The sequence below is a fragment of the Streptomyces sp. NPDC001515 genome (assembly GCF_053597115.1).
Genome location: NZ_JBSFHN010000041.1, coordinates 1 through 24,793, shown reverse-complemented (window position 1 = coordinate 24,793; position 24,793 = coordinate 1). Strand labels below are relative to the sequence as shown.

Sequence of the window (24,793 nt, the reverse complement as noted above, 5' to 3'; positions counted from 1 at the left end):
CTAATCTGTGCAGCGTGACTTCGCCTGCCTACACGGACACCGCTGCGCCCCAGCTCAGCGCGGGACCGCGGCCCGCCCCGGGCCCGGCCGCCGACGAGGGGCTCTCGCGGCGGCTGCGCGCGCTCGCCTGCACGGCGCCGCTGCACGACCTGGACGTGCGCAAGGCGAACCTCGCGGGGGAGTACACGGTCTACGCGATGGCCGAGGTGGCCCTCGCCGCGATCGACCACGTCACGCTCAACATGGACTTCGACACCGGGGCCGACCACGACCAGATAGTGGCCAGACTGCTTCCCCGCGTCGCCGCCCAGGCCCCGGCCCGCCCGGCCGCCGAGCACGAGCGGGTGGCCCGCTGGGTCCTGGAGAACCTGATCAACGTCGGCAGCGTCGACCGGGGCTTCCGCGCGGTCTACGGCACCTTCGGCCCCGACGGCGTCTACGTCCGCCGGGACTACGACTTCAAACTGATCGAAGAGGTCCCCGGCCACGGCGGCAGCGTCTATCTGAGGGCCACCGACGAAGCGGTCAACGTCCTGGTCGGCGCCCTCGACACGGACGTCACCAGCGCCCAGATCGCCGCCGAGGTGAAGCTGGAGGTCCTGATCAGCCGGGGCCGCCTCGCCGACGCCCAGCTCGCCGCCGAACAGGCCCGCTACCGGACCGTGCAGTACGCGGAAACGCTCCGCAAGACCCTCGACGCCACCCGCCGCAACGTCCGCGCGGTCGACTGGCTCAACGCCGTGCCCGACATGATCGCCGAGGCCCTCGACCACGTGGCCGACCGCTACCGCCACGAGAACGCGATCCTCACCAACATCCGCAAGGCCCGCGACGAGGCCGAGGAGCCCGAGCACAAGCGGCGCGCCGCCGAGCTGGTCGACATCGTCAAGGACTGCATCCGCCGCCACACCCAGCTCCAGTCCCGCCTGCTGGAGGCCGGCCCGCTCTTCCGCGCCGAACAGGACCGCCAGGCATTCGCCGCCCCCGCCGCCCGCACCGGCCTCGACCTCTACGGACAGCTCCTCGCCCCGCTGCTGCCGCTCCCCGTCGAACAGTCCATCCGCGCCACCGACGCCTTCTTCCGCCACGGCACCGGGCTGCGCACCCCGGCCTCCGTCCGCCTCGGCGACCTCGTCGAGCTGCTGCTCACCCCGCCGCTCGAACGCGAGCACCTGGGCGCCGAGATGCCCGAACCGGACCTGATCGCCACCCCGGACGACAGCCGCTTCAGCGAGGAGCAGCTGGCCTGGGCCATGGACCTGCTCGACCTGGAGCACGACGCGCCGCGCCGGCTGTCCGGACTGCTGGCGGAGGCCCGCCTCCGGGACCCCGATCTGCCCTACCTCGTCGCCCTGCTCGCGGTGCACGCCGCGAGCCCCCCGGTCGGCACCGCCTACCGGCAGGGCGAGCGCCGCCTGCTGTTCTCCGTCGACGACGGCACCCCGCTGGAGGACCCCGAGTTCGGCGGCGCCGACCTCATCGTCGGCACGGCCCTGCTGGACGCCGCGGGCATGGCCTCGGACCGGTCCGAGGCGACATGACGACCCCCCGGCCCGCCCCCGGCCCGCCGATCGCCGTGCCCGGCCACCCCGTACCGAAGACGTCCCGCAGCAAGGAGCACGCGTCGTGAGCGACCACCGCGCAGAGCACACCGACGCCTGGAGCGAACCGACCGCGCACCCGGCCGACCGGACCCCGTCCGGATACGGCGCCGAGCGCCCCGCCCCGCCCGCCGCCGTCACCCCGGCCGACGCGGCGGACGCCGCCCGGCTCGTGGCCTTCGGACTCCAGCCCAAGCTGCTGCCCGCCCGCGACGCCGAGTACGCCGAACTGCTGCGCCGCTACCGAGAGGAGCCCGCCTTCGCCCGCCTCGCCGACGCGGTGGCCACCGGGCTCGGACTCGTCGTGCTGGAGGTGTCCACCCGCGCCGGCATGGCCGTGACGGCGGGCGAGGACTCCGTCTTCGCGGTCCGCATGGGCGACTACGCCCGCCGCGCCTCCTCGGACTCCGCCGACCGCTTCCTGCACGGCCTGGCGCATCTCGCCGTCGCCGCGATGGCCTTCCCGCGCCCCGAGGACCTGGCCGACGACGCCTACATCGGCCGGATCACGGTCAACGGCGTCGATGCCTTCGTCCGCCAGGCCTGCCACCGGCTGGAGGAGCGGGCGGCCCAGGACGGCGACAACAGCGACCCGGCCAGCGACGCCCCCGGGCTGGAGGCCGGCTGGCGGATCTACGCCCGGCGCAGCGCCACCGGCGCCACCAAGGACGCCCGGCGGCTGGCCGGCTCCACCACCGGCATCGTCGGCAAGGCCGTCGCCTTCCTCACCGACTCCGGCTTCCTCCAGCGCACCGGCGACGACGCCGGAGGCGCCTACCGCACCACCGCCCGCTACCAGCTCCAGGTCCGTGACATGGCCGGCAGCGCCGCCATGGCCGAACTGCTGGAGCTCGGCGTGGTCCCCGTCACCGACGGCTCGGCGACCCTGCTGCCGCCGCCCGACCCCGACGGCATGGAACTGGCGGCCGGCGCCGGCCTGCCGTTCCACGGCTGACCCGCAGCCCCGCCCCACGACGCCTTCCTTCCGCCGCACGAACGACGAGAGTCCGCCGCCATGTACGAGCTGTCCCGGGTCCGCCTCTACTCCATCGGACCGGCCGGCGCCCGCTACGCCGACACCGTGCTCGACCTGCGCGGGGTCGGTGAGCCCGTGCCCCGTCCCGCGCCGGCCCAGGCGGAGTTCTTCGAGGACGAGCCGGTCGGCCCGCCCCGCCGCCCCGCCCCCGCCGGGGTGCTCTTTCTGGAGAACGGCGGCGGCAAGTCCGTCCTGCTGAAGCTGATCTTCTCGGTGATGCTGCCCGGCCACCGCAACACCCTGGGCGGGGCCAGCTCCGGCGTCCTGCGCAAGTTCCTGCTGGCCGACGACTGCGGCCATGTCGCCCTGGAGTGGCAGCACACCCTGACCGGCGAGTGCGTGGTCGTCGGCAAGGTCAGCGAGTGGCGCGGACGCCAGGTCTCCAACGACCCCAGGAAGTTCGCCGAGGCGTGGTACTCCTTCCGGCCCGGCCCCGGGCTCAGCCTGGACTCGCTGCCCGTGGCCGAGGCCGGCTCCGTGGGCCGGCCCGCCGAAGGAGCCTCCGGGGCCCGCGGCCGGCGCCGCACCATGAAGGGCTTCCGCGACGCGCTCACCGAGGCCGGAAAGTTCTACCAGCACCTCGACGTGCACTGGGAGGAGATCCACGACCGCTGGAACGAGCACCTGGGCGATCTGGGCCTGGACCCCGAACTCTTCCGCTACCAGCGCGAGATGAACGCCGACGAGGGCGAGGCCGCCGGCCTCTTCGCGGTGAAGAAGGACTCCGACTTCACCGATCTGCTGCTGCGCGCCGTCACCGACACCCGCGACACCGACGGCCTGGCCGACCTCGTCGGCGGCTTCGGGAACAAGCTGGGCCGCCGGGCCGAGCTGACCGCCGAACGGGACTTCACCGCCGGCTCCGTCGATCTGCTCGGCCGCATCGTCGAGGCCGCGCGGTCCCGGGCCACGGCCCGGGACATCCACGCCGGCGCCGAACGCCGCACCCGCACCCTGGCCCGCCGGCTCTCCGCCCGGGCCGGCGAGGAACGCGGCCGCACCGCCGAACTCGCCGAACAGGTCACGGCCGCCGCCCACACCGTCACCGACGCCGAGGAGGCCCGGGGCCGCAGCGCCCTGATCGCCGCCGAACTCGCCTACCGGCACGCCTCCCTGGCCCTGACCGCCGCCGAGAAGAGCGCCGCCGCCCAGCGCCGCGAACTGGGCGACGCCCGCACCCTGCACTCCGCCTGGCAGGCCGCCGAGGCCGTGCTGCGCCACCGCGCCGCCGCCGACCGCTCCGCCCGCGTCGCCGCCGCCATCCGCGAGGCCGAACGGGACGCGGCCCCGGCCCTCGCCGCCCGCGCCACCGCCGCCGCCGACCTCGTCCGTGCGCTGCACACCGCCGCCGAGGCGGGCGAGCAGGTGGCCAACGAGGAGGAGGAGCGCTCCGACGCCCTGCAGAGCGCGGGCGAGGCCGCCCACCGGGACGCCACCACCGCAGCCACCGAGGCCCAGCGTGCCCGGAGCGAGGCCGGCCATCTGCGCCAGCGCCTGGCCGAGGTGGAGCAGGAGACCGCGGAGGCCGTCCGCGCGGGCTGGCTGGACGACACCGCCCCCGACGCCGACCCGGCCCGCGCCGCGCTCGCCGCCAACGACGCCGAACAGGCCGCCGTGGCCGCCTGGGACACCGCACGCGAGGCGGCGGCCGCCGCCGCCGAACGCTCCCGGCAGGCGGCAGCCGCCGAGAGCCGGGCCGAGCTGGCCGAGGCCCGCGCCTCCGACGCCGCCCGCGCGGCCGAGCAGGCGTACGAGGCCGAGCTGCGGGCAGCCGAGTCCATCGCCGCCGACCAGCGCCTCGCTGACCTCCTGGGCCTGCCCGACGCGGGAGCGGTGCCCGGCACCCCGCGCGGCGCCCAGGACGGCCCCGACGGAGCGGCCCGGACGCAGCCGGAGACCGGCCGGGCCGACACCGCCGAGGCCGGAGCGCCGCTCACCGCCGACGCGTTCGACCGCAACGCCGACGAACTGCGCGACCTCCTCGACCAGGGCGTGACCGCCGCCGAGCGCCGCCTGTTCGAACTGCGCACCGCCGCCGCCGACGACGCCCGCATCCTCGGCGCCCTCGGTGACGGAGGACTGCTGCCCCCCGGCCCCGACGTCCTCGCCACCGTCGAGTACCTCGGCGAGCACGGCATCCCGGCCCTGCCCGGCTGGCGCTACCTCGCCCAGGCCGTCGACCCCGCCGACCACGCGGCCGTGCTCGCGGCCCGTCCCGAACTCGTCGACGGCGTCGTCATCACCGACCCGGACGCCCACGCCCGCGCCCGCGAGGTCCTGGGCGCCGCGGCCCTGCTGCCCCGCTCCGCCGTGGCCGTGGGCACCGCCGCCGCCCTGCTCGCCCCGGTCCCCGAGACCGGCACCGGCACCCTCCCGGACGGCGAGGACGTCTTCCTCGTCCCGCCGAACCCGGCCATGCACGACGAGCACGCGGCGGACGAGGAGCGGCAGGCGCTGCGCAGCCGGGCCGCCGCCCGCGACGAGGACATCCGCGCGCTCGCCGCCCGCCTGGCCGCCGACCGCGCGCTCGCCGCCCGGATCGCCTCCTGGCGCGCCGACTGCCCGCCCGGCATGCTCGCCGAACTGGCCGGAGCCGCCGCCGCCGCCCGTTCCGCCGCCGAGGCGGCCACGGCCGCGCTGACCGAGGCCCGCACCGCGCGGGCCGAGGCCGACGAGGCGGCGGCGGACACCGCCCGCGTCCGCGACGAGCGCCAGGAGGCCGCCCAGCGGGCCCGCCGCGCCGCCGACGCCCTGGCGGGGCTCGCCTTCCGGCTGCGCGAACGGGCGGGCTGGCAGGCGAAGCTGCGCGAACTGGCCGACGAGGCGACGGAGTCCGAGGCCCGTGCCACCGCCTTCCTGGAGCGGGCCCGCGCGGCCGACGAGGACCGCAGGGCCGCCCAGCGCGCGGCCGACGACGCCCGCCGCACCGCCCGCGCCCTGCGCGCCGAACGGGCCGAGATCGCCGGGGCCCCCGAGCACCTTCCCGAGCCGGACACGGACGCCCCGCGTCAGGCGCTGCCCGCCCTGCGCGAGGCGTACCGCGCGGCCTCCCAGCTGTACGAGAAGGTCGGCGTCGGCGCCGACCTGCGCGCCGAGCAGGCCCGCGCGGAGAGCGACGAGAGCGCCGCCCTGGCCGAGCTCGACCGGCTGACCAACAAGGTCCGCACCCGGGCCGCCCAGCTCCTGGAGGGCACGGACGGTGCCGACGGCCCGTCCCGGCAGGCGGCCGCCGCCCGCGCCGAGTCCCTGGTCCAGCTCCTGGAGACCCGCGCCTCCGCGGCCAGCGAGCAACTGGGCCGGCTGCGCGGCGAGGCCGAGCGGCTCGCCCCGGCCGACGGCGAGAGCCTGCACACCGAGCTGCCCGAGAACCGCGTTCCGGCCGACGCCGAACAGGCCCAGGCGCTGCTGAGGACCGCCACGGGCGAGCTGGCCGCCGCCACCGCCGCCCTGGAGACCGCCCGGGCCGCCCACGCCGAACTGCTCCGCGCCCACCGCACCGCGGAGGACTCCGCCGGCGGCTTCGACGAGACCGCGGCCCTCCTGCGCGATCTGCTGCGTGACCACGCCCCCGAGGAGGACGCCGAGGCCCCCGAGCCGTATCCGGGGACACTGGAGGAGGCCCGCACGTCGGCCGCCGAGGCCCGCCGCTCCCTGCGCGGCTGCGCGGCCGATCTGTCCACCGCCGAGGCGGCCGTCCGCGAGTCGAGCGACGTCCTCGTCCGGCACGCCAACTCCACCCGGTACGAACAGGTCCGCACCCCGGCCCGCCAGCAGATCCGCGAACTGCCCGCCGCCGCCCTGCCCGAGCACGCGGAGAAGTGGGCTGCCGCCTTCGCGCCCCGGCTCCGCGTCCTCACCGACGAACTGGCCCAGCTGGAACGCAACCGCGACTCCATCGTCGACCGGCTGCGCGGCCTGGTGGAGTCGGCGCTCACCACGCTGCGCTCGGCCCAGCGGCTCTCCCGGCTGCCCGAGGGCCTGGGGGAGTGGTCGGGCCAGGAATTCCTGCGGATCCGCTTCGAGGAGCCCGACCAGGCCACCCTGACCGAACGGCTCGGCGAGGTCGTCGACGAGGCCACCAGGGCGGCCCTGCGGAAGAACTCGGACCTGCGCAGGGACGGCATGTCCCTGCTGCTGCGCGGGGTGCAGGCCGCCCTGGAGCCCCGAGACGTGGCCGTGGAGATCCTCAAGCCGGACGCGGTGCTGCGCGCCGAGCGGGTGCCCGTCGGCCAGATGGGCGACGTCTTCTCCGGAGGCCAGCTGCTCACCGCGGCGATCGCCCTGTACTGCACGATGGCGGCGCTGCGCAGCAATGACCGGGGCCGTGACCGGCACGAGCACCGCCATGCCGGGACGCTGTTCCTGGACAACCCCATCGGCCGCGCCAATGCGACCTATCTGCTCGAACTCCAGCGGGCGGTATCCGACGCACTCGGTGTTCAGCTGCTGTACACCACGGGTCTGTTCGACACGACGGCGCTCGCCGAATTCCCGCTCGTGATCAGGCTCCGCAATGACGCCGACCTGAGGGCCGGGCTGAAGTACATCAGCGTCGAGGAGCACCTGCGTCCCGGACTGCCCGATCAGGACCCGGACGGCGAGACCGTGCACGGCGAGATCACGGCCACCCGGATGTTCAAGCGCTCGGCGCAGACCGCGGACGTGCCGGCGGCACGCAGCGGAAGCGACCCGCGCACGGTGCCGTCCGAGGCATAGGGTCTCTCGTCCGGACCGTGCCGGGCTCGCGCCCGGTCCGGACGAAAGCCCCGGCGGTCACACGGAACGAGAAGCGCGGTCTCCCGGGGCGGGGCGCCGGTCAGGCCCGCGAGAGGCGGTGACCGGTGTCCCGCCCGCGTATCGCCGTGCCGTCCCGCCGGGCGGCCCGCTCCGCGTGCCTGGCCCTCCGCCGCTCCCGGCGCAGCCGCCGGGCCGAACTGCTGGGCACCGACACCACGCCGTTGCGCTGGTTCCACACCTGGCGGGTGACCCAGACGTCCAGCACCGACCAGGTGGCCACCACCGTGCTGGCCACGCTGCTGAGCACCATCGGGAAGGCCAGCCAGGACCCCGCCAGCGACGACAGGAACGCGACCATGGCCTGGACGAGGGTCAGCGCCAGGATGAGCACCGCCCGCACGGCGGCCCTGCGCACCGGGTCCGGCATCCGCCGCCGCGCGGCCGGCTCCTCGACCCAGAGCTGCGGCCGGGGCTGCTGCGGCGGGCCGGGCGGCCGAGCCGCCGGGACTCCCGTCTCCGTCGACGTCCGGGCCGGTGGCACTTCCACCGCGCCGTGACGCGCCTGCGTGTCCAAGGTCTTCAACTCCCCACCATGTGTCCGACTTCAGGGTTGCTGCCCCGCATGCACCCTTTCTACGCCGCCGGGCCGCCCCGGCCGTGTCCGGGGGCACCGTGCACCACTTCCGCCTCGTACGGAATGACGAGTGGCGGACCGTGAAGATTCCCCCGAAGCGGTATGGAACGCATACTTCCAGCCAACCGGGAGCGCGCGGAAATTGTCGCTCCGGCGGGCCTCTTCTGTCGTATTCGCGAATTTCATCTCCCGGAATACGCGGACAACACAAGGTCAACTCCCAGTAAGGCGGCCGAAAATCGTCCGGACATGCCTTCGAGTTGTCTGCGCGTCGGTAGTAGGCTCGCGCCGTTTGTTGACGGAACACCGTCCCCGCCCACCGGGGTCGAGCTGGGGGAGACCATGCGCTTTCGCGGAAAGTCCATCCGCAGGAAGATCGTGGCCCTGCTCCTGGTGCCGCTCGTCTCGCTCACCGGACTCTGGGGCTTCGCCACCTATCTCACCGGCCGCGAGGCCGGACAGCTGCTGAGCGCGAGCGCCGTGGTCGACAAGGTCGGCCATCCCCTGGAGGACACGGTCCGGGCCGTCCAGAACGAACGCCGCCAGACCCTGGTCTTCCTCGCCGACCCCCGCGCCTCCGACGCCCTGCCCGTCCTGCGCCGCCAGCGCACGGCCACCGACCGGGTCGTGGCCCGCGTCACCTCGGGTGCCCACCAGAAGGACATCCGCGACGCGCTCAGCAGTGACGCGGCCGCCCAGCTCGCCTCCATCCTGGGCGCCGTCGAGGAACTCGGCGCGCTCCGCGACTCCATCGACCGGCGGGGCATCGGCCGGGACCGGGCGATGGACTACTACAACCGTCTGATCGACCCCTGCTACCGCTTCCTGAACGGCCTGCACACCATGGAGAACGTCTCCATGGACAAGCAGGTCCGGGCCCTCACCGGCGTCTCCCAGGCCCGCGAGATGCTCGCCCGCGAGGACGCCCTCGTCGCCTCCGGACTTCTTGCCGGACGCTTCACCGCAGCCGAACTGCGCCGGATCTCCGACCTCGTGGCCAGTCGTAAGCTCCTCTACGAGATCAACCTCCAGGTGCTCCCCGCCTCCGAGCGCGAACGCGTCCAGCAGTACTGGTCGGGCCCCGACAGCGAGCCGCTGCGCACCGCCGAGGAGAAGCTCCTCGCCCAGGGCCCCACCCAGAACTCCCGCGCCGTGGACGCCGCGCGCTGGCAGGAGGTGGCGCCGCCGGTCCTGGACCGGCTGGCCAACGACTCGACCGAGATGAACAGCCGCTTCCAGGACCGCGGCCGGCCCGCCGGCTACGGGGTCCTGATCAAGGCGGGCATCGCCGGCGTCCTCGGCTTCCTCGCCCTGCTCGTCTCGGTCTTCGTCTCCGTACGGATCGGCCGGGAGATCGTCCGCGACCTCGCCCGGCTCCGCAAGGACGCCCACGAGGTCTCCGGCGTCCGGCTGCCGAGCGTGATGCGCCGCCTCGCCGCGGGGGAACAAATCGACGTCGAGACCGAATCGCCGCACCTCACCTACGAGAAGGACGAGATCGGCCAGGTCGGCCAGGCCCTCAACACCCTCCAGCGCGCCGCCGTCGAGGCGGCCGTCAAACAGGCCGACATGCGGCGCGGCGTCTCCGAGGTCTTCGTCAACCTCGCCCGCCGCAACCAGGTCCTGCTGCACCGCCAGCTCACGCTCCTGGACGCGATGGAACGCCGCACCGAGGACACCGACGAACTCGCCGACCTCTTCCGCCTCGACCACCTCACCACCCGCATGCGCCGCCACGCCGAGGGCTTGGTGATCCTCTCCGGAGCCGCCCCGTCCCGGCAGTGGCGCAAGCCGATCCAGCTCATGGACGTGGTCCGCGCGGCCGTCGCCGAGGTGGAGGACTACGAGCGGATCGAGGTGCGCCGGCTGCCGAGGCTCGGCGTCGGCGGCCCGGCCGTCGCCGACCTCACCCACCTCATCGCCGAACTGCTGGAGAACGCCACGGTGTTCTCGCCCCCGCACACCGCCGTCCAGGTCCACGGCGAACAGGTCGCCAACGGCTTCACGCTGGAGATCCACGACCGGGGCCTCGGCATGCCCCCCGAAGCGCTGCTGGACGCCAACCTCCGGCTGGCCGAGACGCCCGAGTTCGAACTCTCCGACACCGACCGGCTCGGCCTCTTCGTCGTCAGCCGCCTCGCCCAGCGCCAGAACGTCCGGGTCTCCCTCCAGACCTCGCCCTACGGCGGCACCACCGCGGTCGTCTTCATCCCCGCGGCGCTGCTCACCGACGCCCCGGAGTCGCACGGCACCGGCTTCCGCCTCGACCGCAGGTCCGAGAAGGCGATCGCCAGCAGCAGGCCCGGCGGCGAGGCGGCGGCCGGGGACGAGGACCCCGCGGGCCCCCGCCGCCCGAGGCCCGTCGGCGCGCACGACCGGGCCGGAAGCCTCTCGCCCGTTCCCAGCGGCCTGCTCGACGGCCCGGTGGAGCTCGAAGGCCCGGTCCCGCCCCTGGACTTCGACCGCGACCCGCTGCTCGAAGCGGTCGCGGGCCGGAGTGCCTCGCGGGCGGAGGACGGCGTCCACGACCTGGAGGACACCGAGAGCGAGCGCGGCGGCATCTTCCGCGCCCGCGAACTGCGCCGCGACGGCGACCGGGACCAGCACCAGCAGGCCGCCGACCGCACCGGGGGCCCGGACGCGGTGCGTCCCCTGCGCCCGGGCGGCATCCGCCCGCTGCCCCGCCGGACGCCCCCGACCCTGGTCAGCGACCGGGGCCGGCGGGTCGACGAGGACGGCCGCGCCCACCCCACCGGCGGTGACCGGGACGCCCCGCGCCCCGCGACCGGACCCGTGCCGGCCGAGACCGCGCGCCGCCCCGCCGGGCCCCCGGCGCAGCCGCCGGTCCAGGCGCCCCGGTCCGCCGCACCGGCCGCGGCCCCCCTGCCGCCCCCGCCCGCCGCGTCCGACACCGTGGGCGGACTGCCCCGCCGGGTCCGGCAGGCCAGCCTCGCCCCGCAGCTCCGCGACGAACCGGACGCCCGCACGGCCGTACCGGACCGGGTGGAGAGCATCGAGGACATCGAGCGCGACGCGGACGAGGTACGCGACCGCATGGCGGCGCTCCAGCGCGGCTGGCAGCGCGGACGCCGGCAGAACGCCGAGGACACGACCCGCCCCGGCGACCCCGCACGAGGAACCACACCAGGAGGGGACGGTCCATGACCGCACCGCACGCCTCAGCACTCAACACCGCACGTCAGGGGTCGGGTGAGCTCAACTGGCTGCTCGACGAACTGGTCGCGCGCGTCACCAGCGTCCGCAAGGCGCTCGTGCTCTCCAGCGACGGACTGCCCACCGGCGCCTCCCAGGACCTGACCCGCGAGGACGGCGAGCACCTGGCCGCCGTCGCCTCCGGGTTCCACAGCCTGGCCAAGGGAGTCGGCCGGCACTTCGACGCCGGCCGGGTCCGCCAGACGGTCGTCGAACTCGACGAGGCGTTCCTCTTCGTCACCGCGGCGGGCGACGGCAGCTGTCTGGCCGTGCTGGCCGACTCCGACTCGGACGTGGGTCTGGTGGCGTACGAGATGACCCTCATGGTCAAGCGCGTGGGCGCCCATCTGGCCAACGCGCCCCGCACGCCCGGTACGTCCTCCGGAGGGTGAGTGGACGCAATGAGCGCCGGCCGATCCGGCACCCCGGACATCCCGGGCGACCCGCAGTCCTCGCGCTGGTACGACGCCGACGCGGGGCCGGTGGTCCGCCCGTACGCGATGACGAGGGGACGCACCAGCAGTGCGTCGCGTCACCGCCTCGACCTGATCGCGATCGTCGTGCCCGAACCCGCGGCCGACGATCCCGGACGGGACCAGATGCTCTCTCCCGAGCATGTGGAGATCGTCGAACTGTGCAGTGCGATGCCCCAGTCGATCGCCGAGCTGGCGGCCGGACTGGACCTTCCCGTCGGGGTGGTCCGGGTCCTGGTCGGTGACCTCGTCGAGGACGAACTGGTGCACGTGACCCGTCCCGTTCCGCCGGCCGAACTGCCGGACGTGAACATTCTTCGCGAGGTGATCAATGGTCTTCGGGCGCTCTAGCCGCAACAGGCGGCCCGTGGAGCCGGTGACCCTCAAGATCCTGGTGGCGGGCGGCTTCGGCGTGGGCAAGACGACCCTGGTCGGGGCGGTCAGCGAGATCAGACCGCTGCGCACCGAGGAGCGGCTGACCGAGGCGGGGCGCCCGGTGGACGACCTGGACGGCGTCGAGGCGAAGACCACGACGACCGTGGCGATGGACTTCGGCCGGATCACCCTCCGCGAGGACCTGGTCCTCTATCTCTTCGGGACCCCCGGGCAGGACCGGTTCTGGTTCCTCTGGGACGAACTGGCCCAGGGCGCGCTGGGAGCCGTCGTCCTCGCGGACACCCGACGGCTGGCGGACTGCTTCGCCGCCGTCGACTACTTCGAACGGCGCGCGATCCCCTTCGCCGTCGCCGTCAACTGCTTCGAGGGCGCCGAGCGGTTCCCCGAACGGACCGTGCGTGCCGCACTCGACCTGGACCCGCAGGTTCCGGTGCTGATGTGCGACGCCCGCGACCGCGCCTCGGTCCGCGACGTGCTGGTCGCGGTGGTGGAACACGCGGTGGCCCAGGTGGAGGCGGTACGCGAACCGGCCGCCACCTGAGACGGGCGGTGCGCCGGCCTCAGCGCACGGCCACGATCGCCGATCCGTGGCCGAACAGCCCCTGGTTCACGGCCAGACCGGTCCGGGCGCCGGGGATCTGCCGCTCGCCCGCCGTGCCGCGCAGCTGCCGGGTCAGCTCGCAGATCTGGGCAATGGCCTGGGCCGGCACCGCCTCGCCGAAGGAGGCCAGGCCGCCGCTCGGGTTGACGGGCACCCGCCCGCCGAGCGCGGTGGCCCCCGACCGCAGCAGCGCCGCGCCGCCGCCCGGCGCGCAGAGCCCGATGTCCTCGTACCACTCCAGTTCCAGCGCGGTGGACAGGTCGTACACCTCGGCCAGCGAGAGGTCCTCGGGGCCGAGGCCGGCCTCCTCGTAGGCGGACCGGGCGATCGAGGCGCGGAAGCCGGTGGCGGCGGGCTCCACGGCGACGGCGGAGTCCGTCGCGATGTCGGGCAGGTCGAGGACGGTCCTGGGATAGGCGGGGGTCATCGTCGCCACGGCGCGGACGCGGACCGGGTCGGCGGCCCCGTGGCGCCGGGCGAACTCCATGCTGGACAGCACCAGGGCCGCCGCCCCGTCGGAGGTGGCGCAGATGTCGAGCAGCCGCAGCGGATCGGCCACCACGGGGGAGGCCGCGACCTCCTCGGCGGTGACCGGGGCCCGGTAGCGGGCGTCCGGGTTCAGCGCCCCGGCCGCCGCGTTCTTCACCTTGACCCGGGCGAAGTCCTCCGGCGTGTCCCCGTACAGGGTCATCCTGCGGCGGGCGTACAGACCGAAGTACGCGGGGTTCGTCGCGCCGAGCACCCGGAAGCGCAGCCAGTCGGGATCGTCGGGCCGTTCGCCGCCCGCAGGGGCGAAGAAGCCCTTGGGCGCCGCGTCGGCGCCCACCACCAGCACCACGTCGGCCTGGCCGGCCAGGATCTGGGACCGGGCGGTGGCGACGGCCTGGGCGCCCGAGGCACAGGCCGCGTAGACGCTCGTGACCCTGGCCCCCTGCCACCCCAGCGCCTGGGCGAAGGTGGCCCCCGCCACGTAGCCGGGATAGCCCCCGCGCACGGTGTCCGCGCCGACGACGGAGTGTACGTCCCGCCACTCGACGCCCGCGTCCGCGAGGGCGGCGCGGGCCGCGACCGTGCCGTACTCGACGAAACCGCGGCCCCATTTGCCCCAGGGGTGCATTCCCGCCCCGAGGACGGCCACGTCCCCGCTCATGTCGCGCCCTCCCCGGGAGCCGGTACGGGGCGCCAGTGCCAGGTGGCGCGTTCGTCGCCGGTTCCGGCGCCCAGGACGCCCGGGACCACCTCGACCGTCATGCCGACCGCGAGATCGGCGGGACGGATGCCCGGCGCGGCCTGCCCCAGCACCACCATCCGCTCGGCCGCCAGCTCCACGGCGACCAGCGTGTACGGCTCCCAGGGCGCGTCCGGGGCCGAGGGGTAGGGAGCGGGCGGCCGGTAGCGGCCGTCGGTGTACGACCAGACGGTGCCGCGCCGCGACAGCGCCACCTCGGCCGGCTCCTCCCCCGTACAGCCGGGATTGCGGCAGAAGCCCCGATGGGGCGGGAAGAACACCGAGGAGCAGCTCGGGCAGCGGGTGCCCAGCAGCCGGAACTCCTCCTCCGGACCGTCCGTGGTGAACCACCCGGCCACCACAGGTATGCGCTCGCGCGGCAAAGCCCCTCCCGGCACTGGATCTGATGGAACGTCAGAAGTGTGCCACGGTCAGCTGTTGTCGGCGAGCCACTTGGCAGCGGTATCGGCCAGCTCCTGGTCCCGGCCGGCCAGCATCATGCCGATCATCTGGGCGTCGCCGCGCAGTGACCACGCGGGGTGGCCGAAGGTCGCCGGGTTGTTCTTCTCGATCAGGAAGTGCGCGGGCCAGGCGGTCCCGTACCCGATCAGGGGCAGCGCGAGCGCGTACCGCTTCCGGCCGCGCGCCAGCCCGTAGGCGGTGAGGGCGAGACCGGTCAGGGTGCCGGTCAGATGGACCCAGCGGGTCGCCGCGCGGGAGTGCATCGCGACGTAGTAGGGCCAGAACTCTTCGTACGAATCGAACGTCTGCTGTGACATGGGGGCACCGTAACGGCTGGACCGGCAACCGGATACGGCCGATCCGCGTCCGAGTAGAAGAACGGGCGGCCGGAACCCACGGGGGTGGTCCCGGCCGCCCGCTCACCGGAGCCGGCCGGACTCAGTGGCCGGCGACCGACCTGCGGGCCACCGGGAAGTCGAAGTAGGTGTCCGGGAAGGGCTCCGGCTTGAAGGTGTAGTGCCACCACTCCTCGGCGAGGTTCACGAAGCCCAGGTCCGTGAGGGTCCGCCTGAGGAACTGGCGGTTGGCGCGCTGGACGCCCTGGATCCGCGGATCGTCGGTGTGCGAGAGGGTGTCGAAGCAGTCGAAGCCGGTGCCCATGTCGATCGAGTTGTCCGGAAAACGCTCCGGCCGGGGCGCGTAGCAGGGGACCAGCGGCTCACCGGGACGGTACGCCCGCGTCGGGGCCGCGGGCAGCCGGACCAGGGTCAGATCCACCGTGCTGCCCCGGCTGTGCCCGGACTTCTCCGCGATGTAACCGTCGGCGAACAGCCGGGTCTTGTCGACCCGCGGATAGAACTCGCCCTTCATCGTCTCGTCGTCGAGGTCCTTCGCCCACCGGACGAAGTGGTCGACGGCCCGCTGCGGCCGGTAGCAGTCGTAGACCTTGAGCGAGTAGCCCTGGGGCCGCAGCCGGAGCTGCGCGCGGTGCAGGGCCTCGGCGGCCGGGCGGGTCAGGACGCACAGCGGCTGCCGGTAGCCGTCCACCGGCACGCCCATGAAGGTGTGGTCGGTCGGATAGCGCATCTCCTGGATGATCGTGGGGTCCACGGAGGAGAGCGCCACGAACGCGTCGGGGGCCTTCGGTTCGGGTCGCGCCTGCGCCGCCGGGGTGGCGGCGGTGGCGGCGAGCAGGGCGGCGGCAGCGGTGGCCAGGGCGCGGAGGGCGGAAGCAATGCCTGTCATGAGCACATCGAACACCAGCCGGGCGCCGTCCGGAGGGAGATCGGATACAGTCCGCGCGTCCCCGCGACGACGCGGCGGCCGGACACGAGGAAGGCGGAGAAACCCGTGGTCCACTCCCACTGCGGCAGCTGCGGAACCCCTTACACCGGGCTCCCGTCCCCCGGCACCTGGCCCCGCACCTGCGCCGCCTGCGGTACCACCGCCTACCGCAACCCGCTGCCGGTCGCCGTCGCCCTGCTCCCCGTCACCGGCCCGGACGGCACCGGACTCGTCGTCATCACCCGCACCGTCCCGCCGCATATCGGCGGCACCGCCCTGCCCGGCGGCTTCGTCGACCACGGCGAGGACTGGAAGCACGCCGTCGTCCGCGAACTCCGCGAGGAGACCGGCATCGAGGCGCCCGCCGGGGAGGTCCGCCTCGCCGACGCCCTCAGCGACACCGAGGGGTACCTGCTCCTCTTCGGACTGCTCCCCGCCCGGCCGCTCGCCGCCCTCCCGCCGTCCGCCCCCACCGACGAGACCTCCGGTTACGCGATCCTCCGCGCCCCCGCCCCCCTCGCCTTCCCCCTCCACACCGAGGCCGCCGACGCCTGGTTCACGGGCCGCTACCACTGACGGGGGCCGGGTCGCCGGACCGGTCCGTCAGTGGAAGAACCTCGCCCCTCGCCGGCACCCGTGCGAGCCGCTACCCCTGATGGCGCCGGACCGCCAGAACCTCGCCCCTGCCGACCCCGGTCGCCCCGCCGAGGGTGCCTCCACCCGTCCCGGACCGTCCGCCCGAACGCCTCACACCCCCCGCACCCGGACCGGCAGGTCCACCCCCGTCCCCTCGCCGTCCCGCTCCACGACGACCCGGCCCCCCGACCACCGCGAGGTGTACCGCTCGACCACCGCCGTCTCCCAGCCGTCGCCCGCGTCGCGCACCACCGAACCACCTCCCGTACGCCCTCGCGCCGGCGCCCACACCTCCAGTTCCGTCCCGCCGTCCGCGCCCCGCACCGCGAGCACCGCACCCGCCCGCGCCAGCACCGGCACCCGCGTCAGCGGCGCCTCGACCTCCACCCGCCCCGGCCCCTCGTACACCGCGCCGCTCACCGTGTCGTACCACCGCCCCGGCGGCAGCCGCACCGGCCGCCTCGACACCCCCGGCTCCAGCACCGGCGCCACCAGCAGCGCCTCGCCCAGCAGGAACGCGTCGCCGCACTCCCGCAGCAGGCGGTCGCCCGGCGTCGACCACCACAGCGGACGCACGTACGGGGAGCCCGTCAGCCACGCCAGCCGGGCCAGCGTCGTCCAGTACGGACGCAGCCGCTCCCGCTCCGCCAGCACCGCCCGCGCCCCCTCCAGGACCAGCGGACCGAACTCCCACGGCTCCCGGCGCCCCGCGTCGATCGCCGCGTGCGTGCGGAACAGCGGGAGGTACGCCCCCAGCTGGAACCAGCGCAGATACAGCTCCGGCGACGGCGAACCGTCGAAACCGCCCACGTCCGGCCCGGAATACGGAACCCCGCACAGCCCCAGGCCCAGCACCAGCGCCAGCGAGGCCCGCAGCCCCGGCCACCCCGTCGCCACATCACCGGACCAGGTGCCCCCGTACCGCTGCATCCCCGCCCACCCCGAACGCGAGAACAGGAACGGCCGCTCGGCGGGACGCAGCCGGGCCAGTGCCTCGTACCCGGCGCGGGCCATGGCCAGGCCGTACACGTTGTGCGCCTCGCGGTGGTCGCCGCCCCGCCCCTCCAGGACGTGCCGCGCGGACCGGGGCAGCGTCGCCTCCCCGAACGCGGCGAACGACACCGGCTCGTTCATGTCGTGCCAGACACCGGAGAACCCCTGCGCCAGCCGCTCCTCGTACCACCCGCCCCACCACGCGCGCACCTGCGGATCCGTGAAGTCCGGATAGACGCACTCACCCGGCCACACCTCCCCGCGCACCCTGCGCCCCCGCGCGTCGCGCACGAACGCCCCCGCCGTACCGACCGCCGCACCGGAATCGAACACCGGATCGCCCGGCGTCGCCGTCACCGCCGGATCCACGATCGACACCAGCCGCACCCCGTCCTCGCGCAACTCCTTCGCCAGCCCCGGCAGATCGGGGAACCGCCCCCGGTCCACCGTGAACACCCGGTGCCCGTCGAAGTGGTCGATGTCCAGATGCAGCCCCGACAACGGCAGCCCCCGCTCGCGGTAGCCGGCCGCGACCCGGCGCACCTCCCGCTCGCTCCCGAACCCCCACCGCGCGTGCTGCGGACCCAGCGCCCACGACGGCGGCACCGCCGGCGCGCCCGTCAGCGCCGTCCACCCCTGGAGCACCCGGGCCGGCGTGCCCGCCACCACCCAGCAGCGCAGCGGCCCGCCCTCCATACGGACCTCGGACGCGCCCGGCCGGTCGTGCCCCGAACCCGCCCCCTCCTCGCCCTCGCGCAAGGTCACCCGGCCCGCCCACGGATTGTCGTGGAACGCCAGATGCGTCCCCGCGTCCGAGACCACCACCTGCACCGGCATCGTCAGATACAGCGGATCGTCCTCCGGCCCGAACCGCCCGCCCGGATCGGTGTTCCACAGCGTGTACACCCCGTCCCCGAGCCGGGGCCCCGAAGCGCGCCCGCCCAGCCCGAAGAACCGCGCGTCCGCCGGAACCTCCGACCGCTGCACCCACCGCGCCGGGCCACCCGCCACCGGCTCCCACCACCGCGGCGGCAGCTCCCGCCGCAGCACCACCCCGCCCGGCGTGCGCAGCTCCACCGCGCCGTGCCGCGACACCGCCACCGTCAGCCGCTCCGACACCACCTGCCAGCCGCCGTCCTTGTCGGGCTCCAGCACCGCGCGCGGATCGGCCTCCGGGGCCTCGTCCGGCAGCGCGTACGACGGCAGCGGCTCCGCCCCGTCCCAGCCCCAGAACACCGCCCCGCCCACCGCCACCCGGATCCGCAGCTCCGACCGGGCGAACCGCACCGTGCCGCCCCCGGGCCCCGGCTCCGCGTCCACGACGCCGCCCGGCACCCGGGCCCGCTCCGGCCCCCGCGCGGGCAGCGCCCGCGCGTCCGTCCGGGCCCGCCGCCACGCCGAGCGCACCGTGCGCAGCCCCCGCCTCGAACCGACCAATTTCACCGAGCGCACCAGGTCACGACCGTCCATGCGGCTCACCCTGCCACCCGGTGATCCGGGAGCGGGTTCTGTTCAACTTCCGTTCACCCGCCGTCCGGCAGGTCACCACCACCCGGCACGTGCCCGGGGCCGCACACCGGGACACGCGGTCACGGTCCGGCGGCCCTGGTGCGAAGGACGATCACATGGCATCGTCCGTGAAGCCGCCTCACGCGCACACCCCGGCCCGTGCGCGCGACAGACGCACACTCCGCGTACCCGTACCGTCAGGGAGCAGCCCCATGACCTCAGCAGCCGACGAAGCCCCTCTGTGGCAGCCCGGCCCGGACCGCATCGCGGCCGCGGCCGTCACCCGCTTCCAGAGCTGGGCGGCCGAGCACCACGGAGCCCCGGCCGACGGCGGCTACGCGAGCCTGCACCGCTGGTCCGTCGAGGAACTCGACACCTTCTGGAAAGCCGTCGCCGAATGGTTCGACGTGCGCTTCTCCACCCCGTACGAGACGGTCATCGGCGACCGGACCATGCCCGGCGCCCAGTGGTTCCCCGGAGCCACCCTCAACTACGCCGAACACGCCCTGCGCACCGCCGAGGACCCGCTGCGGGCCGACGCCCCCGCCCTGCTCCACGTCGACGAGACCCACACCCAGGTCCCGGTCTCCTGGTCGCGGCTGCGCCACCAGGTCGGCTCCCTCGCCGCCGAACTCCGCGCCCTCGGCGTCACCCCCGGCGACCGGGTCAGCGGCTACCTCCCCAACATCCCGCAGGCCGTCGTCGCCTTCCTCGCCACCGCCGCCGTCGGCGCCGTCTGGACCTCCTGCGCCCCCGACTTCGGCGCCCGCAGCGTCCTCGACCGCTTCCAGCAGGTCGAACCCGTCGTCCTGTTCGCCGTCGACGGCTACCGCTACGGCGGCAAGGAACACCACCGCGCCGACACCGTCGCGGAACTGCGCCGCGAACTGCCCACGCTGCGCGCCGTCGTCCACATCCCGCTGCTCGGCACCGAGGCCCCCGAAGGCACCCTGGAGTGGTCCGCCCTCACCTCCGCCGCCACCGAGCCGCTCTTCGAACAGGTTCCCTTCGACCACCCGCTCTGGGTCCTCTACTCCTCCGGCACGACCGGCCTGCCCAAGGCCATCGTCCAGTCCCAGGGCGGCATCCTCCTCGAACACTTCAAGCAGATCGGCCTCCACTGCGACCTCGGCCCCGAGGACCGCTTCTTCTGGTACACCTCCACCGGCTGGATGATGTGGAACTTCCTCGTCTCCGGCCTCCTCACCGGCACCACCCTCGTGCTGTACGACGGAAGCCCCGGACACCCGGACATCAGCGCCCAGTGGCGCGTAGCCGAACAGACCGGCGCCACCCTCTTCGGCACCTCCGCCGCCTACGTCATGGCCTGCCGCAAGGCGGGCATCCACCCCGGCCGCGACCTCGACCTCTCGCGCGTGCAGTGCGTCGCCACGACCGGCTCGCCGCTGCCGCCCGACGGCTTCCGCTGGCTCCACGACGAGGTCGCCGACGACCTCTGGATCGCCTCCGTGAGCGGCGGCACCGACGTCTGCAGCTGCTTCGCCGGAGCCGTCCCCACCCTCCCCGTCCACATCGGCGAACTCCAGGCCCCCTGCCTCGGCACGAACCTCCAGTCCTGGGACCCGGCCGGTGAACCCCTCACCGGCGAGGTCGGCGAACTCGTCGTCACCCAGCCCATGCCCTCCATGCCGGTCCGCTTCTGGAACGACCCCGACGGCAGCCGCTACCACGACAGCTACTTCGACATGTACCCCGGCGTATGGCGGCACGGCGACTGGATCACGATCACCGACCGGGGCTCCGTCGTCATCCACGGCCGCTCCGACTCCACCCTGAACCGTCAGGGCGTCCGCATGGGCTCCGCCGACATCTACGAGGCCGTCGAGCGCCTGCCGGAGATCCGCGAATCCCTCGTCATCGGCCTGGAGGAGCCCGACGGCGGCTACTGGATGCCGCTGTTCGTCCACCTCGCCGAGGGCGCCACGCTCGACGACGCCCTGCGCGACAGCATCAAGCGGACCATCCGCGAGAACCTCTCCCCGCGCCACGTCCCCGACGAGGTCATCGAGGTCCCGGGCATTCCGCACACCCTCACCGGCAAGCGCATCGAGGTTCCGGTCAAACGCCTGCTCCAGGGAACGGCCCTGGCCAAGGCCGTCAACCCCGGCTCGATCGACAACCTGGAACTCCTCCACTTCTACGAGAAGCTGGCCCGCGACCGCCGCTGAAACCACCACTGTCAGTGCCCGTGGTTACGCTGAGTGAGCACAGTTGGACAGCGTACTGGGGGACATCATGGCGCAGACCAGGAATAAGCGGCCCACCACCCGGGGCCGGACCGGCACCACCCTGCGACGCACGCTGCGCCGCGAAGCACCACGCACCATCGGCCTGCTGGCCGACGAGCAGGACTTCGCGGCGATGCGGCGCTACCGCAGCTTCACCTTCGACGACCACGCCGTCTATCTGCAGCAGGTGGAGAGCCTGCTCAAGACCTTCGCCGCCCAGGGCACGCACACCACCGTCGCCCTCTTCGACCCCGAGGAGTACGCGCGGTACTGCACCGAGTCGGGCATCGCACCCGACACCCCGATGGGCCGCAGCAGGTTCACCGCGGAGATCGCCGCCTGCGGCGCCACCGTCGCCTACACCGGACAGCCACTCGACGCCCTGATCCCCCTGCTCGTCTCCCGGGCCGCCCGCCGCGCCACCTGGGAGTACGCCACCGTGCTCCTCGCCGGACTGGGGGACTGCGCCGACTGCGGCCAGGACATCGGCCGCGCGGCCTTCGACCGCGCCTCCCATCTGCTGCTCCGGCTGCTCGCGGCGGCCGGTCCCGGCACCCACCACCTGGTGTGCAGCACGCCCACCGACAACGAACAACTGCTGGCCGCGCTGCACACCGCCCGCGACACCACCGGCCCCGCCCAGCTCGACACGGCCGAGGGCGCCGAGTTCGTGACGGTCCTGGCCGTCGGCATCGGACTCGACCGCCACGGGGGAGTGGTCCTGCGGACCAGCACCCCGGACGGCCCCGACCGGGTCCACGGCTGGCGGCTCTCGGGCGGAGCCCTCCACCCGCTCACCGCCGGCGAGGTCTTCAGCGCCTACTGCACCGACGCCGAGACCGGCGAACCCGTCTCCCCCGAGCCCGGCGTGGAGTACTGCGCGGGATTCGACATCGGAGCCGACGAACCGGAGGCACACCGCTGAGACGACGGAAGGGGCTCCCCGCCACCATCGGCGGGAAGCCCCTTCCCCTCGCACCGGCCGCGGGACCCGCGGACCGGAACGGGCGGTCCTACTCGCCCGAGAGCACCGCCTGCGCGGCGACCCGCGCCTCCTCGGCGGAGTCCGCGGCGCGCGCGGCCGAAGCGGCCCGCTCGCACTGGGCGAGCGTGTACTTGGCCAGCGTCGCCCGCACATACGGGATGGACGCGGCGCCCATCGACAGCGACGTCACACCCAGCCCGGTCAGCACACAGGCGAGCAGCGGATCGGAGGCGGCCTCACCACACACACCACAGCTCTTGCCCTCGGCCCTGGCGGCCTCGGCGGAGAACGCGACCAGGTCCAGCAGCGCGGGCTGCCACGGGTCCTGGAGCCGGGAGACCGCGCCCACCTGACGGTCGGCGGCGAAGGTGTACTGCGCCAGGTCGTTGGTCCCGAGCGACAGGAACTCCACCTCCTTCAGCACCGAACGGGCCCGCAGGGCCGCCGACGGGATCTCGACCATGGCCCCGAACTTGGCCTGCAGCCCGGCCGCGCGGCACGCGTCCGCGAAGGCCTTCGCGTCGGCACGGTCGGCGACCATCGGCGCCATGACCTCCAGGTGCACCGGAAGCCCCTCGGCGGCCTTGGACAGCGCCGTCAGCTGCGTGCGCAGCACATCAGGGTGGTCCAGCAGGCTGCGCAGACCCCGCACGCCCAGCGCCGGGTTCGGCTCGTCGGCCGGGGTCAGGAACTCCAGCGGCTTGTCCGCACCGGCGTCCAGCACTCGCACCACGACCCGGCCCTCGGGGAATGCCTCCAGCACCGCTCGGTAGGCGGCGACCTGCTTCTCCTCGGACGGCGCCTGCTTGCTGTCGTCCAGGAACAGGAACTCGGTGCGGAACAGGCCGACGCCCTCCGCGCCCGCCTCGACCGCCGCCGGGACATCGCCGGGCCCGCCGACGTTGGCCAGCAGCGGCACCTTGTGCCCGTCGGAGGTCGCGCCCGGTCCCGTGGACGCGGACAGCGCCGCCTTGCGGGCAGCGGCGGACGCCTCCATCTCCGCGCGCTTCTCGGCGCTCGGCTCGATGAAGATCTCGCCGGTGCTGCCGTCCACGGCGACGACGGTGCCCTCGGCCAGCTCGCCGGCGCCGGGCAGCGCCACGACCGCGGGCACCCCGAGCGCGCGGGCCAGGATGGCGCTGTGGCTGGTGGGCCCGCCCTCCTCCGTGACGAAGCCGAGCACCAGCGCGGGGTCGAGCAGCGCGGTGTCGGCCGGAGCCAGGTCACGCGCGATCAGTACATAGGGCTCGTCGCTGTCGGGCACCCCGGGCATCGGCACCCCGAGCAGCCGGGCGACGATACGGTTCCGCACGTCGTCCAGGTCCGCGACCCGCCCGGCCAGGTACTCCCCGGCCCCGGCGAGCAGCGCCCGGTACGAGGCGAACGCGTCGTACACACCCCGCTCGGCGGTGCTCCCGACGGCGATGCGCCGGTCCACGTCCGCCATCAGCTCGGGGTCCTGGGCCATCATGGCCTGGGCCTCCAGCACGTGCTGGGCCTCGCCCCCGGCGAGGTTGCCGCGCGCGATCAGGTCGGCGGCCACGGCCTCCACGGCCTGCCGGGCCCGGCCCTGTTCGCGCTCGGCCTCCTCGGCGGGGATCTGCTTGGCCGGCGGTTCGAGCACAGCCGTGCCCATGTGCCGTACCTCGCCGATCGCCACACCGTGGCTGACGCCTACGCCTCGCAGCGTTGTCTGCATTTCACCCGTCTCCGGTCGTGCGGCGGCCCCTGCCCCCGCGATGGATATCCAGTCGGCTGTCACTGCGCCGAACGTGTCACTGCCAGGCGAACAGGGAGTCGCCGACCTTGAGCTCGCCGTCCTCGACGACGCCGGAGAGGGAGTCGGCGGTGGCCTCCAGGGCCACGACGGGGCAGATCGGGGACTTGCCGGCCTCCTCGACGGCCGCCGGGTCCCAGCGGACGACCGCCTGGCCGCGGGTGACGGTGTCCCCCTTGTTCACGAGCAGCTCGAAGCCCTCGCCGTTGAGCTGGACCGTGTCGATGCCGAGGTGGGTCAGGACTCCGTGTCCCTCACTGTCCACGACCACGAAGGCGTGCGGGTGGAGGGAGACGACGATGCCGTCGACGGGCGAGACGGCTTCGGAACGCTCGCGCACGGGGTCGATCGCGGTCCCGGGACCGACCATCGCTCCGGAGAAGACCGGGTCCGGTACGGCAGCGAGCCCGATGGCACGTCCGGCAAGAGGGGACGTCACAGTGGTCATGGGGGCCTCCCAGAGTGGAGCTTCGTTGGCGCCGCCGCGACTGGTGGAGGACGGCCTTACTGCTCAGCAGCGTAAGTCATAAGAAGTCCCGGTTCCGCCTGACTCATGGCGGTTCGAGGACCTAGGGGTGCACCGGAAACGATTTGCCTCGACTCCCGGCGCCCTGTACTGTCGTACTCCTGCCTGGCCCCAACGCGACTTTGAGTCGGGGGTCGGCGGCACCGATTGAGTCCAAACCCTAACCCGAAATCGGGCAGACGCATGTCTGCGGGGGGTTGGTCGGAGGGCCCGGAAGAGCCTGATACAGTCGGTCGAGCCGAAAGGGAAAGCGCGAAAGCAAATTCCTGAAAGGCAAAAGTAGAACCCGCTTCGACCGGGAATCGGACACGAAAGAGTCTGATAGAGTCAGAAACGCAAGACCGAAGGGAAGCGCCCAGAGGAAAGCCCGCAGGGGTGAGTACAAAGGAAGCGTCCGTTCCTTGAGAACTCAACAGCGTGCCAAAAGTCAACGCCAGATATGTTGATACCCCG

Annotated in this window: 18 protein-coding genes; 10 read left to right on the top strand and 8 right to left on the bottom strand. The window is 74.1% G+C overall.

Annotated elements, in window-relative coordinates:
* Window positions 1-14: 14 nt before the first annotated feature.
* From ACWCXC_RS32385 to ACWCXC_RS32375, 3 genes are all read left to right on the top strand, one after another.
* Window positions 15-1,541 carry a hypothetical protein gene (locus ACWCXC_RS32385; RefSeq protein ID WP_450683916.1) on the top strand — a complete coding sequence of 509 codons (1,527 nt, stop codon included), beginning with the start codon at window positions 15-17 and terminating at the stop codon, window positions 1,539-1,541.
* A gap of 85 nt (window positions 1,542-1,626) precedes the next feature.
* Window positions 1,627-2,556 carry a hypothetical protein gene (locus ACWCXC_RS32380; protein ID WP_450683917.1) on the top strand — a complete coding sequence of 310 codons (930 nt, stop codon included), beginning with the start codon at window positions 1,627-1,629 and terminating at the stop codon, window positions 2,554-2,556.
* A 60-nt stretch (window positions 2,557-2,616) separates the two neighbouring features.
* Window positions 2,617-7,353, top strand: coding sequence for a hypothetical protein (locus ACWCXC_RS32375; RefSeq protein WP_450891363.1), 4,737 nt, complete (start codon window positions 2,617-2,619; stop codon window positions 7,351-7,353).
* Window positions 7,354-7,453: 100 nt separating this feature from the next.
* Here the strand turns inward: ACWCXC_RS32375 and ACWCXC_RS32370 are convergent, their stop codons facing one another.
* On the bottom strand, window positions 7,454-7,801 hold the full coding sequence (locus ACWCXC_RS32370) for a hypothetical protein (RefSeq protein ID WP_450891379.1): 348 nt from the start codon (window positions 7,799-7,801) through the stop codon (window positions 7,454-7,456).
* Window positions 7,802-8,350: 549 nt separating this feature from the next.
* Between ACWCXC_RS32370 and ACWCXC_RS32365 the strand changes: the two genes are divergently transcribed.
* The 4 genes from ACWCXC_RS32365 to ACWCXC_RS32350 are packed head-to-tail and all read left to right on the top strand — an operon-like array spanning window position 8,351 to window position 12,631.
* Window positions 8,351-11,173 carry a nitrate- and nitrite sensing domain-containing protein gene (locus ACWCXC_RS32365; protein WP_450891362.1) on the top strand — a complete coding sequence of 941 codons (2,823 nt, stop codon included), beginning with the start codon at window positions 8,351-8,353 and terminating at the stop codon, window positions 11,171-11,173.
* The gene (locus tag ACWCXC_RS32360) at window positions 11,170-11,613 is read left to right on the top strand and encodes a roadblock/LC7 domain-containing protein (RefSeq protein WP_450683920.1); all 444 of its coding nucleotides are present in this window, start codon (window positions 11,170-11,172) and stop codon (window positions 11,611-11,613) included. The genes ACWCXC_RS32365 and ACWCXC_RS32360 overlap by 4 nt, the downstream gene beginning before the upstream one ends.
* Window positions 11,614-11,622: 9 nt before the next feature.
* On the top strand, window positions 11,623-12,045 hold the full coding sequence (locus tag ACWCXC_RS32355) for a DUF742 domain-containing protein (protein ID WP_383650974.1): 423 nt from the start codon (window positions 11,623-11,625) through the stop codon (window positions 12,043-12,045).
* The gene (locus ACWCXC_RS32350) at window positions 12,026-12,631 is read left to right on the top strand and encodes a GTP-binding protein (protein ID WP_450683921.1); all 606 of its coding nucleotides are present in this window, start codon (window positions 12,026-12,028) and stop codon (window positions 12,629-12,631) included. Before ACWCXC_RS32355 ends, ACWCXC_RS32350 begins: the two co-directional genes overlap by 20 nt.
* A gap of 19 nt (window positions 12,632-12,650) precedes the next feature.
* On the opposite strand, the gene ACWCXC_RS32345 is transcribed toward ACWCXC_RS32350, so the two are convergent.
* The 4 genes from ACWCXC_RS32345 to ACWCXC_RS32330 form a co-directional block, all read right to left on the bottom strand.
* Complete coding sequence (locus ACWCXC_RS32345) at window positions 12,651-13,841, bottom strand: lipid-transfer protein (protein ID WP_450891361.1); 1,191 nt, start codon at window positions 13,839-13,841, stop codon at window positions 12,651-12,653.
* The gene (locus ACWCXC_RS32340; RefSeq protein ID WP_450891360.1) at window positions 13,838-14,302 is read right to left on the bottom strand and encodes a Zn-ribbon domain-containing OB-fold protein; all 465 of its coding nucleotides are present in this window, start codon (window positions 14,300-14,302) and stop codon (window positions 13,838-13,840) included. The genes ACWCXC_RS32345 and ACWCXC_RS32340 overlap by 4 nt, the downstream gene beginning before the upstream one ends.
* Window positions 14,303-14,350: 48 nt before the next feature.
* Window positions 14,351-14,698, bottom strand: coding sequence for an Mpo1-like protein (locus ACWCXC_RS32335; protein ID WP_450683924.1), 348 nt, complete (start codon window positions 14,696-14,698; stop codon window positions 14,351-14,353).
* A 121-nt stretch (window positions 14,699-14,819) separates the two neighbouring features.
* Window positions 14,820-15,626, bottom strand: a complete 807-nt coding sequence (locus ACWCXC_RS32330) for a M15 family metallopeptidase (protein ID WP_450891359.1) — start codon at window positions 15,624-15,626, stop codon at window positions 14,820-14,822.
* A 105-nt stretch (window positions 15,627-15,731) separates the two neighbouring features.
* Between ACWCXC_RS32330 and ACWCXC_RS32325 the strand changes: the two genes are divergently transcribed.
* Window positions 15,732-16,241, top strand: coding sequence for an NUDIX domain-containing protein (locus tag ACWCXC_RS32325; RefSeq protein ID WP_450891358.1), 510 nt, complete (start codon window positions 15,732-15,734; stop codon window positions 16,239-16,241).
* 171 nt (window positions 16,242-16,412) lie between these two features.
* Here ACWCXC_RS32325 and ACWCXC_RS32320 read toward each other — a convergent pair whose 3' ends face one another.
* Window positions 16,413-18,764 carry a glycoside hydrolase family 31 protein gene (locus ACWCXC_RS32320; RefSeq protein WP_450891357.1) on the bottom strand — a complete coding sequence of 784 codons (2,352 nt, stop codon included), beginning with the start codon at window positions 18,762-18,764 and terminating at the stop codon, window positions 16,413-16,415.
* Between the two features lie 251 nt (window positions 18,765-19,015).
* Here ACWCXC_RS32320 and ACWCXC_RS32315 point away from each other — a divergent pair, with 251 nt between their 5' ends.
* Together ACWCXC_RS32315 and ACWCXC_RS32310 are read left to right on the top strand one after the other, a co-directional pair.
* Window positions 19,016-20,992: an acetoacetate--CoA ligase gene (locus ACWCXC_RS32315; RefSeq protein WP_450891356.1), complete on the top strand. Its 1,977-nt coding sequence runs from the start codon at window positions 19,016-19,018 to the stop codon at window positions 20,990-20,992.
* 67 nt (window positions 20,993-21,059) lie between these two features.
* Complete coding sequence (locus tag ACWCXC_RS32310) at window positions 21,060-21,977, top strand: hypothetical protein (RefSeq protein ID WP_450891378.1); 918 nt, start codon at window positions 21,060-21,062, stop codon at window positions 21,975-21,977.
* A gap of 88 nt (window positions 21,978-22,065) precedes the next feature.
* On the opposite strand, the gene ptsP is transcribed toward ACWCXC_RS32310, so the two are convergent.
* Both ptsP and ACWCXC_RS32300 read right to left on the bottom strand, forming a co-directional pair.
* On the bottom strand, window positions 22,066-23,736 hold the full coding sequence (gene ptsP, locus ACWCXC_RS32305) for a phosphoenolpyruvate--protein phosphotransferase (protein WP_450683929.1): 1,671 nt from the start codon (window positions 23,734-23,736) through the stop codon (window positions 22,066-22,068).
* A 76-nt stretch (window positions 23,737-23,812) separates the two neighbouring features.
* The gene (locus tag ACWCXC_RS32300) at window positions 23,813-24,262 is read right to left on the bottom strand and encodes a PTS sugar transporter subunit IIA (protein WP_450683930.1); all 450 of its coding nucleotides are present in this window, start codon (window positions 24,260-24,262) and stop codon (window positions 23,813-23,815) included.
* Between the last annotated feature and the right edge of the window lie 531 nt (window positions 24,263-24,793).